The 11,909-nt window shown below is 72.9% G+C and carries 10 protein-coding genes; 3 read left to right on the plus strand and 7 right to left on the minus strand.

Features of this window, described 5'->3' with window-relative positions:
• Window position 1: 1 nt before the first annotated feature.
• Together ACGF4C_RS07705 and ACGF4C_RS07710 are read right to left on the minus strand one after the other, a co-directional pair.
• Entirely contained in the window at window positions 2–613 is a 612-nt protein-coding gene (locus tag ACGF4C_RS07705) for a dioxygenase (RefSeq protein ID WP_393564133.1), read from the minus strand.
• A gap of 291 nt (window positions 614–904) precedes the next feature.
• Complete coding sequence (locus ACGF4C_RS07710; RefSeq protein ID WP_393564135.1) at window positions 905–3,337, minus strand: LuxR C-terminal-related transcriptional regulator; 2,433 nt, start codon at window positions 3,335–3,337, stop codon at window positions 905–907.
• A 425-nt stretch (window positions 3,338–3,762) separates the two neighbouring features.
• On the opposite strand from ACGF4C_RS07710, the gene ACGF4C_RS07715 reads away from it, so the two are divergent.
• Window positions 3,763–4,647 carry a sigma-70 family RNA polymerase sigma factor gene (locus ACGF4C_RS07715; protein WP_393564137.1) on the plus strand — a complete coding sequence of 295 codons (885 nt, stop codon included), beginning with the start codon at window positions 3,763–3,765 and terminating at the stop codon, window positions 4,645–4,647.
• 47 nt (window positions 4,648–4,694) lie between these two features.
• On the plus strand, window positions 4,695–4,829 hold the full coding sequence (locus ACGF4C_RS07720) for a hypothetical protein (protein ID WP_393564139.1): 135 nt from the start codon (window positions 4,695–4,697) through the stop codon (window positions 4,827–4,829).
• A 14-nt stretch (window positions 4,830–4,843) separates the two neighbouring features.
• Here ACGF4C_RS07720 and ACGF4C_RS07725 read toward each other — a convergent pair whose 3' ends face one another.
• Together ACGF4C_RS07725 and ACGF4C_RS07730 are read right to left on the minus strand one after the other, a co-directional pair.
• Window positions 4,844–6,787 (minus strand): YhgE/Pip family protein, encoded by a 1,944-nt coding sequence (locus tag ACGF4C_RS07725; protein WP_393564140.1) that lies wholly within the window; start codon window positions 6,785–6,787, stop codon window positions 4,844–4,846.
• On the minus strand, window positions 6,784–7,419 hold the full coding sequence (locus ACGF4C_RS07730) for an ATP-binding cassette domain-containing protein (RefSeq protein WP_393564142.1): 636 nt from the start codon (window positions 7,417–7,419) through the stop codon (window positions 6,784–6,786). Before ACGF4C_RS07730 ends, ACGF4C_RS07725 begins: the two co-directional genes overlap by 4 nt.
• Window positions 7,420–7,705: 286 nt before the next feature.
• Between ACGF4C_RS07730 and ACGF4C_RS07735 the strand changes: the two genes are divergently transcribed.
• On the plus strand, window positions 7,706–8,383 hold the full coding sequence (locus ACGF4C_RS07735; RefSeq protein ID WP_393564143.1) for an alpha/beta hydrolase: 678 nt from the start codon (window positions 7,706–7,708) through the stop codon (window positions 8,381–8,383).
• A 39-nt stretch (window positions 8,384–8,422) separates the two neighbouring features.
• On the opposite strand, the gene ACGF4C_RS07740 is transcribed toward ACGF4C_RS07735, so the two are convergent.
• The 3 genes from ACGF4C_RS07740 to ACGF4C_RS07750 form a co-directional block, all read right to left on the minus strand.
• The gene (locus tag ACGF4C_RS07740; RefSeq protein ID WP_393564145.1) at window positions 8,423–9,787 is read right to left on the minus strand and encodes an alkaline phosphatase; all 1,365 of its coding nucleotides are present in this window, start codon (window positions 9,785–9,787) and stop codon (window positions 8,423–8,425) included.
• Window positions 9,788–10,136: 349 nt separating this feature from the next.
• On the minus strand, window positions 10,137–11,048 hold the full coding sequence (locus ACGF4C_RS07745; protein ID WP_393564147.1) for an SDR family oxidoreductase: 912 nt from the start codon (window positions 11,046–11,048) through the stop codon (window positions 10,137–10,139).
• Between the two features lie 21 nt (window positions 11,049–11,069).
• Window positions 11,070–11,846, minus strand: a complete 777-nt coding sequence (locus ACGF4C_RS07750) for an SDR family oxidoreductase (RefSeq protein WP_393564149.1) — start codon at window positions 11,844–11,846, stop codon at window positions 11,070–11,072.
• Window positions 11,847–11,909: the final 63 nt, after the last annotated feature.

Here is an 11,909-nt window from a genome sequence, read left to right on the forward strand (position 1 = left end):
CCTAGACCGTTGTCGTGATGACGAAGTCGAAGGCACCGGTGTAGCGGCCGTCCTCCGGGCCGGTGAGGCGGATCGTGCAGGCGCGGTTGAGGAGTCGGTCGGCGGCGTTGAGCGCGGTGAAGTCCCTGCCGTACGCCTGGGTGTTGTCGGGGAAGTACAGCTGGGTGATGAGCACCGGGCCGCCGGAAGCCTGGACCTGGGTGTGGATGTGGGGGGCCCGTTGGCCCCAACGGCCCCAGTAGTCACGGGGGATGATGGTGCGGAGTCGGTAGGCACCCCTGCTGTCGGTGTACTGGTGGCCGCGCAGGGAGAAGCCCGAGGTGTCGTAGTCGCCGTTCTGGTCGCACTGCCAGAATTCGATGAGGGTTTCGGGCAGGGGCTTGCAGGACGTGTCGTACACGACGCCGCTGAGATCGAGCCGTACGCCCTGGATCGCGGGCGTGATCAGATCGCTGCGCTCGGGGGAGTTGGGCTTGAACAGCGGGCCCTCGATGGATGCCGGTGTTTCGTGGCCCGAGCAGGCCGGGGTGACGGCGAGCGGACGGCTGCCGCGCCGGGCTCCCGGGGCGGCCTCCTCTGCTGCTTGGGCCGGCGGGCCGGCAGCGGCAGTCACACTCGCACCGAGCGCCACTGCCGTCACTCCGGCGGAGGTCGACCTGATGAAGGACCTGCGTGAACTGCGCGGTGTTCCTGGTGCAGCACCGTCCGGGCCGGTCTCGTCGGCGTACCGCATCGCGTCTCCTTTGCGGGATGGTGGCGTTGGCGAGAGCACCGGGGAAGATGAGCTCCTCCCCCGGCTCGGGCCAGCCTCCGTGGTCAGGTCGGCCGCGCACATCCGTCGAATGACCGGCCGGTTACGGGCGTGACGAAACCCCACGGGGAGGCCGAGGGCCTGTCCGGCGGATCATGGCCGGAGCTGCCCCGGCTCGTCGCCAGGACCGGGACCCTCCGCCCGTCCGGTGACCCGGACGGCGATCTGGGTACGGGAGCGGACGCCCAGCTTGTCCCGGACCCGGTCGAGATGACTGGCGACCGTGCTCTTGGACAGGCCCAGTTGCGTGGCGATCTGCTGGTTGGTCATCCCCTGGGCGACGAGCTGGGAGACCGTCAGTTCGCGTGCTGTGAGCGGGAGTTGGTTTGCCGAGTTACTTGCTTCGGTCGAGGTGTGGCGCGCGATGTCGGTGTGCTCGGCATGGTTCGTCAAGCAGCCGGCTGATGTGTTGCCGGGTACGGCGTAGGAGAGCAGCCGTTCCCCGCGCAGGCGGCGGCCGGCCGTGATCGCCGCGTCGGCCCGAGCAGGGTGGAGCCGCTGTCTGGCCCGGGCTGCGGCCGACTCCACCCTTCCCCGCCAGCTCGCTTCCGGTTCGGTGTCGGTGCGTCGCCGCGCCGCGTCGGCCGCGGCGTAGAGTCGTAACGCCCGTTCGGGAGCGCCGCGTTCGGCCGCCACGATGGCCAGGCCCTCCACCGGATAGAGCGCATGCAGGCTCTCCCCGTCCGGCACCTTCACCAGCACCTCGGCGAACCTGCTCTCGGCGGCGTCCCAGTTCCCCTGCGCCATCTGGATCGCGCCCGCGGTGTGCAGGGCAGCCGCTGCCTGCCCCGGCGGAGCGCCGGATTCGAGGGCGGGGAGGCACTCCTCCATCACTGCGGCCGCCTGCGCGGTGTCGCCTGTCTGGAGCAGGGCCCAGGCGAGGTGGTGCCGGCACACGGCGGTGTCCAGCGGCCGGTCCAGCGTACGGACCACCGCCAGACACTCGACGAAGACGGCGACGGCCTCGTGGTGGGCACCGCGGCACAGGTGCGCGGCCGCCAGGGCGTCCAGGGCGTTGGCCAGCCGGCCGGGGTGCGGTGGGCCGGCGCGTGCCACGGCGACCGCTTCCCGGGCGAAGGTGAGCGCCGCCGACCGGTCGGCCTGCTGACAGGCCGCACGGGCCGCCAGCGCCAGCGCCGCACCGTGGTCCGGGGAGCCGTACGCGGTCCGCGCCAGCACCTCGGTCAGCAGCGAACGGGCGGCCGTCAACTGCTCCTGCTGGTAGTGGAGCCGGGCCAACGCGAGGGCGAGCGCGGTGTGCCGCGGGTCGCTCCGCTCGGCGGCACGGGCCACGGCTGCCGCGAGGTTCTCCTGTTCCCGGGCCAGCGGCAGGGCGGCGCCGTCGGGGAACACCAGGGCGGCGCCCTCGGCCGCCTGCCCGGCCAAACGGTCGATCGCCCGGTCCCAGACGGCCGGTAGCTCCCCGGCCTCGGCGAGCCGGTCCATTCCGTACGCCCGGATCGCCGCGAGCTGCCGGAACCTCGCCGCCCCCGGCGCGTCCCCGGGCATCCGCACGATCAAGGACTTGGCCTCCAGGGCGCACAGCACGGGCAACACCTGGCTCCGCCGTACGCCGCACCGCCCGTCGCCGCAACGGTCGCCTGCCTCGGCACCGTCATCGGCCGGTCCGCAGTCCGCGCAGACCGCGGCCGCGCTCTCCGCGTCGAACCCGCCCGCGAGCACCGACAGCCGCCGGAAAACCGTCCTTTCCAGCGGATCCAGCAGGCGATGGCTCCAGTCGATCGTGGCTCCCAGCTCGCGGTGGCGCCCCGGCCCCGTCCTGCTGCCGTCGGTCAGGAGCGACAGCTGATCGTCCAGCCCGCGCAGGATCCCGGCCGGCCGGAGCGACGCCGTACGGCCCGCCGCGAGTTCGATGGCCAGCGGCAGCCCGTCCAGCCGCCGGCAGATCTCGGCCACGGTCCGGACATCACCGGGCGTGGGCTCGAACCCCGCATCGCAGGTACGGGCACGTTCCAGGAAGAGCCTGACCGCCTCCGACCGGAGGAGCGGGTCGATGCCCTGGTCTCCGTGATGGTCGCCCTGGTTCCCGTGATGGTCCCCGCCGGCACCTGCCGGGGCCGGCGGCAGGGACAGGATGCCGACACGGAAGACCACCTCGCCGGGCACCCGCAGCGGCTCTCGGCTGGTGGCGAGAATGCGTAGGCCGGGGCAGCGGGCGAGGAGTGCCGCGGCCAATGCTGCGCAGGGCTCGGCCAGATGCTCGCAGTTGTCGAGGAGGAGCAGGGTGCTGCGCTTCTCCAGTGCGTGGACCAACGCCTCCTCCCCCGCCCGGCCGGCCCGCTCCCGTACGCCGAGGGCGGCGGCCACGGTCTGCGGCAGCAGCTCACCGTCGTGCAGCCCGTCCAGCTCCACCAACTGGGCACGGCCCGCGCGTCCGCCGCGCACACCGCCCGCGAGCTCGACCGCCAGCCGGGTCTTGCCCACTCCGCCGGGCCCGGTCAGCGTCAGCAGTCGGGACGACCGCAGCAGCGTCCGTAAGCGCGCCAACTCCCGTTCGCGGCCCACGAATGCATCGAGCGAGACCGGGAGTCCGCGGCCCGGCAGCTCGGCGCGTGGGGCAGCACGGGACGCTGCGGCCGCCCGCTCCCGGAACGCGCGCTGGCGGCAGGCGTCGGAGCAGTACCGTGCCGGCCGGCCTCCTCGCTGCCTGCCGTCCGCCCCGGGCCGCGAGCGCCCCGGAAGCCGGACCCCACATGCCTCACACGCCCACGACTTCGCCACACCGGCATCCTGCCCAACGGATCCCGGGCCGGCCACCGACCGCCCGGCCACCCCGCCGCCCGCCGATGCTCGGGCGGCATGCACCTCAGAACCGGCGCGGGGTGCGTCAGCCGGGCACTGCTGCTGATCACGGCATTCGTCTGATGCTTGCCCGGTGATCCGTTAGCTTCTTCACCGGACCGACGGATCCGGACACGGGGGTATGACGGGTGAGCGACATCTCTTCTCTGGCCGACCGCTTCGAGGCGGAGCGGCCGGGGCTGCGCGCGGTGGCCTACCGGATGCTGGGATCGCTCGCCGAGGCCGAGGACGCTGTCCAGGAGGCCTGGTTCAAGCTCAGCCGCACCGATGTGAGCGAGGTGCGGAACCTCGGTGCCTGGCTCACCACGGTCGTCGGGCGGATATGCCTGGACATGCTGCGCTCGCGTACCTCGCGCCGCGAGGATCCGCTGCCCGAGCAGGACGGATCGGTCCGGCTGCCCGACCCGGTGGTCACCGCGTCGGCCCGCGTCGATCCCGAGCAGGAGATCCTGATCGCGGACTCGGTGGGCATCGCGCTCATGATCGTGCTGGCGACCCTCTCCCCGGCCGAGCGGCTCGCCTTCGTCCTGCACGACATGTTCGACGTGCCCTTCGACGACATCGCCCCCGTCCTCGGCCGGACCACGGTCGCCACCCGCCAGCTCGCCAGCCGTGCCCGCCGCCGCGTTCAGGGCGCCGCCCCTGCGGCGGACACGGACCTCGCCCGCAAGCGCGACGTCGTCAACGCCTTCCTGACCGCCTCCCGCGGTGGCGACTTCGAAGCGCTCCTGACCGTCCTCGATCCCGAGGTGGTCGCGCGCTCCGACGGCGGCACGCTCGTCCCGAGCATCCTGCGGCGCGGGGCGGCCGATGTGGCGTCCCAGGCGATCACCTTCGCCCGCTTCGCGGCGGACGCGCGTCTGGTGCTGGTCAACGGCACACCGGGCGTTGTCTCCTTCGCCGAGGGGCGGCCGCTGTCCGTCATGTCGTTCACCATCCGGGACGGCCGCATCACCGGCCTCGACATCCTCACCGACCCTGACCGTCTGCCCACGCTCGGCCTGACCGCCTGACCGCCTGGCTTCCCACCTTCCTGGCCGCCCGGACTCCTGCCGGGCCCGTGAGGGTCAGGGGCTACAGCGTCGCCCCCGGCACGCCCGACCACGACGCCTTGCAGCTGCTGGCCGCCTGGGCCGCCACCGAAGCCGACCGCCCCACCAGCCATCCGGCTTCCCCCCACCAGCAGCACCGCTGAGGGTCGCCTCCCTGCTACAGAGAGACGTCGGGATGGAGACGTCCGACCGTCCAGACCCGCTGCCGCCGTACGGCGAGGGCGGTCACGGCGAGGGAACCGGCGGTGCAGGCCAGGAGGACCGCGAAGTCCCGGAGCAGATTGCCGGTGAGGCCGCCCGAGACGGTCACGCGCAGGCCGTCGACGAGGTAGGTCATCGGGAGCATCGGGCTCAGCACCTGGAAGAAGGCCGGTTCGGTGGGCAGCGGGTAGAGGCCGCCCGAGGCGGTGAGCTGCAGGATGAGCAGGACCAGCGACAGGACGTCACCGGGCACCCCGAACACGGTGCGCAGGCAGTGGTCGACGGACACGAACGCCCCCGCCGCGGTGACCAGGAGCGCGAGCGTCCAGAAGCCGTGGACGGGGTTCAGTCCGAGGGTCAGGTCGACGACACCGTAGAGCACCAGTGCTCCCACGGCGCCGAGGAGTGCGGCCGGCAGCCAGCCCGCGACGGCGGTGGTGAAGGCGCTGACCCGGCCGGCCAGGGCCCGGGTGTTGAGGGGGCGCAGCAGCAGGTAGGCGAAGAGGCCGAACACCCAGAGGGCGATGCCGAAGAAGAACGGTGCCAGCCCTCGTCCGTAGACCCCGGCCGGGTGCAGGTTCGTCCGGTCGATGTGCACGGGCGTGCCCAGCACTTCGGCGGCGTGGGCGACCTGGTCGGGGCTGGTGCGGGGGATCTTGTGCAGTCCGTCGTCCACGGTGCGGGAGACTTCCGAGGCGCCGCCGTGCGCCTGCTCGGCGGCGGTGTGCAGGGCACCGGAGCCCTTTTCCAGGGTGGCGAGCCCTTCGACGAGGCCGTGCGCGCCGTCGGCCGCGCGGTGCGAACCGGTGTCGACCAGGCGGAGCGGGGTGTGCAGGGCCAGTACGTCGCGTCGGAGGGAGCCGACGTCGTCCTGGAGGCGTTCGGCCTCGTCGAGGGCCCGGCGGGCGTTGTTCTCGGCTGCGGCGGCCCGTCCGTCGAGGGCGGTGGCGGTCGAGTCCAGACTGCGGGCGTGGCTCAGGGCCCGGCGGTAGACGGGGTCGTCGCGTAGTTCTGGGTGGTTGTCGGCGAGATCGGTGAGGTCGGCCACGGCCCGGGAGGTGCCTTTGCGGGTGGCGGTGGTGGCGGTGTGCACGGCGTCCAGCCCGTCGGTGGTCAGCCGGGCGGTGCTGACAAGGGCGGAGGCGGCGCCGGGAAGCCGGTCGGCGGCGGCCTGGTCCAGGCGGCCCGTAAGGTCGTCGATCTGTCCGGTGGCCCGGGCGATCTGCTGGGCTCCTGAGGCGACGTCGCCGGCCCCGTCGTGCAGGGTGGCGGTGGCCGAGGCGATCGTGGAAGTGCCCTGCTGGGCCACGCGGGTGGCCCCCACCAGCCGGTGCGCGCCGTCGGATGCGGTGGTCAACTTGCCGCGGACGTCCGACAGTTCGCCGTAGATGCTGCGCACATAGGCGGCATGGGTGGCGGAGTTGATCTGGTCCTGCAGCTTGGTCTGTACCACTTCGGTCATGATGCCGGCGATGTAGTTGTTGGCATCGTTGAGTTCGATCCGGATGCCGGCCTGTTGGGGACGGGTGTCGGCGCCGGTGGCGAGCTTGCGGCTGAAGTCGGACGGGATGTCGATGGTGAAGAAGTAGCGGCCGTGCTCCAGCCCGTCCCGCGCCTCGTCCTGGCCGACGAAGTGCCAGTCAAAGGTGCCGGACGCCTTGAGCTGTTTCACCAGCTGATCACCGGCGTCCACCCGGCGGCCCTGCTTGGCGTGGGCCAGGTGGTCGTGGTTGACGACGGCCACCGGCATCCGGTCGGTCTTGCCGTACGGGTCCCAGTTCGCCCAGAGGTACATGGCCCCGTACAGCAGCGGCACCAGGCACAGCAGTAAGGGGACCAGACGGCGAACCGGGCCGCGGAAGCGCCGGAGTTCCAGCAGTGCCAGCTTGACGGCTTTCATGTGTCGGTGTCCTCTCGCGCGGCGGCCGTCCGGGCCGGGAGGCGGTCGCGGCTGCGCCGCGGAAGTGACAGCGCGACGAGGCCGGGGGTGGGCGGCGGGGTGCGGAGGCACCCGGCCAGTACGGTGCGCCCCGGGCCGCTGTTCCTGGCCTGGTCCAGCGCCTGCCACACGCGGCCGTGCGCCTCGGGCGGCAGGCCGTCGTCGACGTCGTCGACGACGAGGGCGCCGGGACGCTCGGCGAGGGCCAGCGCGGTCGCCAGCAGCAGCGCCTCGACCGGGTCGAGGTCCTCCACCAGCTCGGTCCCGCGTGGGCCGATGCCTACCGTCTCGAACGCCTCGCGGATGCGCCGCTCGGTCACCCCTGCTCCGGTGAGGCACCGTTCGGCCATCACCTCCTGCACCCGCAGCCGCCCTTCGAGAGCGACGGCGGGCGCCGCCCGGGCGACGGCAACGGCCGCGCGCACCCGCCGGCCCTCCGCGGGCAGTACGTACCCGCCGACCCGGACGGCCCCGCCGGACAACCGCATCCGCCCGGCCAGCGCGAGCAGCAGCGACGTACGCCCGCTCCCCGCCGGCCCGTGCACGGCCAGCAGCCCGCCCGCCGGCACATCCAGGTCCACACCCTCGAACACCGGCCCCCTCGGACCGTGCACACTCGCCCCACGGGCGATCACGTCAACTCCAGCCCCTGTCATGCAGCAAGTCCTAGCCGCGAGTGGCCAACGCACCCCTGTGGCAGGGCAGTTGTGACGATGTTCACGTCGGCCCACGCGACGCCACCTCCCGGCCCCCAATGGCGTCCCGGAATGGCCTTACGGGATGGGGTTACGCTGTGCGGCGGAGTTGGCGGGGCCGGCCACCGGGGCGGGTGCCTTCCCCGGTCACCCCCTCGTCCCACAACGCAAAGGATCACGACCGATGACCACCGGCAGCGTCACTGCGGATGACGGCAGTCCGCGACGGGATCCCGCGCGCCGGCGGCTCGTCGTCCACCGCGGTCCCGGCGCCCCGCGGTCCGCCGTGCTGTTCCTCCACGGTGGTCAGGCCGACAGCACCGACCCGCTGCCGCTGCTGAATCTCCCCGCCCTGCGCATGCGGCCCTTCCTGGGGGCCGTCGCGCGGGCAGCGGAGGGGAAGGACATCCTGCTCGCGTCCGTGCGCTACCGCTATCGCGGCTGGAACGGCGAGGCTGCCGATGCCGCCCGTGACGCTGGTCAGGCACTCGACGATCTGGTGGCACGCTGCCCCGGCGTGCCGATCGTCCTCGTCGGCCATTCCATGGGCGGGCGGGCAGCGCTGCACGCCGGTGGTCATCCGGCGGTCCGCGGCGTCGTCGCGCTGGCGCCCTGGTGCCCACCCGGAGAGCCGGTGGCCCATCTGCGGGGGAAGCTTCTCGCGCTGCTCCACGATGCCCGCGACCGGATCACCGACTACCAGGGCTCCCGCGACTTCAGCGAACGTGCGCGCCAGGCAGGCGCGGAGGCTCAATTCCTCACCATGGCCCGGGGCCGGCACACCATGCTGCGGGATGCCGGGCGGTGGCACCGGACCACCGCCCGTCTCACCCATGCCATGCTCGCCGCCCACCGGCCATGACCCCGTGGGCGGGCTGTTGCGGTCGGCCTGCTGCTGCGGTCAGCGCAGGCGCAGTGCCTCGCGGATTGTCGTGAACAGGTCGGTCTGGTTGGTGACGCCGAGGACGCGGTAGGCCTGCGGGCCCTGGGCGGCGATACGGACCTCGGTGCCGGTGTGTTCCTGGGACCGGCCCGGGGTGTTGGTCGAGTAGTTGACCTTCAGCTGCTGGCCCTCGTCGGTGACGAGCGTGGCCGACATACCGGGCGGAGTGGCCTCCAGCGGCACGATCTGGCTGGTGTGGCCGTGGTCGGCGGTGGTCACCACGAGGGTGTCGGGGTGTGCGGCCGCGTAGGCGCGGGCCACCTTGACGGCACGGTCGAACGCGGCGGTCTCGCCGATCTGACCGCACGGGTCGGCCGCGTGGTCCTGCTTGTCGATCGAAGCGCCCTCGATCTGCAGGAAGAAGCCCTGCCGGGAGTGGCGCTGCTTCTGCTTGGTCTCCAGCAGCTGAATGGCCTTGGCCGCGGAGTCGGCGAGACTCGGGGTGGCTGCCGGGCGGTTGGGGTTGGACGTCACGCACCGCTGCGGGTCCGTACCGCCGACCGCCGCGGGCTTGCCGGTCCACTCGGTGGGAACGTTGCCGGAGGCGAACAGGCCCAGCACCGGCTTGCCTGCCTTGACGTTCTTCAGACCGGCGTTGTCGGTGACGACCTGGTAGCCGAGCTTCTGGGCCTGCTCGGTGACGGTGAGGCCCTTGTAGGCGCCGTCGGTGACCTTCTGGTCGAAGCGCTGCTTGCCGCCGCCGAGGAGCACATCGGCCCTGTGGTTGACCGACTGCTCCGCGATGGACCCCGGACCGCCCCGGGCGATCGTGTCGGACGGGCACTTGGCCATGTCGGCGGGGCCCTGGCAGGAGCGGTCGGTGGCGTGCGAGGCGAGCACGGCCGGGGTGGCGTCGGTGAGTTCGGCGGTGGTGACGCTGCCGGTGGCGTAGCCGTTCTTCTGCGCCAGCTCCAGCAGGGTCGGGACGGCCTTGTCGGTGCCGGGGGTCTTGGAGATGCGGCCGTTGACCGTCTTCACGCCGGTCGCCCAGCCGCTGCCGCTGGCGGCGGAGTCGGTGACGTAGTCCGGGGTGCCGTCCGCGTGCACGGCGTACGTGGTGTACGCGCCGGTCAGCGGGAACTTGTCCATGTTCAGGCGGCCGTTCGCGCCGACCGTGTAGTCGCGGGCGAGGGTGATCTCGGAGTCGCCCATGCCGTCACCGATCAGCAGGATGACGTTCTTGGCCTTCCCGCTCTTGATGGCGTTCCGGGCCGGCTCCTCGGGGCCGGACGCGCCGGCCGTGGTGGTGACGACCACGGCGGCAGCGGTGGCGGCGGCAAGGGCGGTGGCGATGGTGACCTGACGGCGACCGGGTCTGTGCATGGAAGCAGCAACTCCTTGAGGCGTCCGACGAGCGGATGCGGTGTCAACGGGCGGAGTCAGATCACCAGTTCAGGGTGAATCGAGTGTGACGTTCCGGAGCTGCCGTGGTTGCCAGGTCATGACGTGAGCCGGATGCCCGGGCCTGCTCGCAGGGCAGCGTGCCGAACGGTCCTGGCCCGACGGGACGGGGAGCAGCATCGTGTCCTCGTGTCCTCTGCGGGGCGTCGGGCTGTCCCGGGAGGCCAAGCGGGGTGCCTGCCGCCCGGGGAGCGCGACATCCCGCTGACCGGGAAAGGTGCGCCGGGACCCGTACGCCTCGCCCGCCTGGCGGCGACAGGTCCAGCGGGTGCTACTGCGCTCCGTACACCGGCTGCGGGGGCTCTGCATCGGCGAGGAGCTTGCGGACGGTGTCGCCCGCCTCGGCCGGGGTCCGGCGGGCGCCCCGGTCGGCGGTGGGGCCGGGCCGCCAGCCCTCCATGACGGTGATCCGCCCGCCTTCCGCCTCGAAGACCCGCCCGGTCACCCCGGCACTGGCGCCGGAGCCCAGCCAGACCACGAGCGGGGAGACGTTCTCGGGGGCCATCGCGTCGAAGCCGTCGCCCTCGGGAGCGGCCATGGTGTCGGCGAAGGCCTGCTCGGTCATCCGGGTGCGGGCGGCCGGGGCGATGGCGTTGACCTGGATGCCGTAGCGGCCCATCTCGGCGGCCGCGACGAGGGTCAGGCCGACGATCCCGGCCTTGGCGGCGGAGTAGTTGCCCTGGCCGACGCTGCCCAGCAGACCGGCCCCGGAGCTGGTGTTGACCACCCGGGCCTCGGGCGTGCGGCCGGCCTTCGCCTCGGCCCGCCAGTGCGCGGCGGCGTGTTGGAGGGGCAGGAAGTGGCCCTTGAGGTGGACCCGCATGACGGCGTCCCAGTCGTCCTCGTCGAGGTTGACCAGCATGCGGTCGCGCAGGAACCCGGCGTTGTTCACGAGGGTGTCCAGGCGGCCGAAGGCCTCCAGGGCGGTGGCGACGAGGGAGGCGGCGCCGTCGGCGGTGGCGATGTCACCGCCGTGGGCGACGGCCTCGCCGCCCCGCGCGCGGATCTCGTCGACGACCTGCTGGGCGGGGTCGGCGGCGCCTCCGGTGCCGTCGAGGCCGACGCCGAGGTCGTTGACGACGACCTTCGCCCCTTCGGCGGCGAAGGCGAGGGCGTGCGCGCGGCCCAGTCCGCGGCCCGCTCCGGTGACGGCGGCGACGCGTCCGGTGCAGATTCCGGTCATGGTGCATCCTCTCGGTGGAGATCAGTGGTTGACCGTCGCGGCGTCGAGGAACGCCGGCCGCTCCCCGCCCCCGTGGACGTGCAGGCTCGCGCCGCTGATGTACGCGGCCCGGTCCGAGGCGAGGAAGACGCAGGCGTCGCCGATCTCGGTGGGCTCGGCGAGCCGGCCGAGCGGGACGGTGCGGCCGACGGAGGCGATGCCGTCCTCGTCGCCGTAGTGCCGATGCGACAGTTCGGTGCGGACCATGCCGAGGACGAGGGTGTTGACGCGCACCCGGGGCGCCCATTCCACGGCCATGGAGCGGGCCAGGTTGTCCAGGCCCGCCTTGGCGGCGCCGTAGACGGCGGTGCCCGGTGAGGGCCGGGTCCCGCTGACGCTGCCGATCATGAGGATCGACCCGCCGCGCTCCTGACCGCGCATCAGCTCGTACGCGGCGAGCGAGGCGGTCAGCGGGGCGACGAGGTTGAGTGCGACGAGCCGGGCGGCGTGCTGCGGGTCGCTGTCGGCGAGCAGCCGGAAGGGGGTGCCGCCGGCGTTGTTGACCAGGGTGTCCAGCCGGCCGTGGTCGTCGCGGACCCGGTCGAAGAACGCGCCGACCGCGTCCGGTTCGCGCAGGTCGAGCGGGAGGAAACGGGCGGTGCGCCCGGCCGCTTCGACGGGACGGTCCGGGGGGCGGCGTGCGCAGGTCACCACCTCGGCGCCGGCGGCGAGCAGGGCGCGGGTGATTCCCGCGCCGACGCCCCGGGTTCCCCCGGTGACGACGGCGACATGTCCGGACAGATCGATGATCACTGCCAATGCACACCTCCCGCAGCGAGCGGACCGCTGCTACCTTGCGCCTAACAAATGTTTGGTGGAAAG

The sequence above is a fragment of the Streptomyces sp. NPDC048197 genome (assembly GCF_043202395.1).
Lineage (GTDB): Bacteria > Actinomycetota > Actinomycetes > Streptomycetales > Streptomycetaceae > Streptomyces > Streptomyces siderophoricus.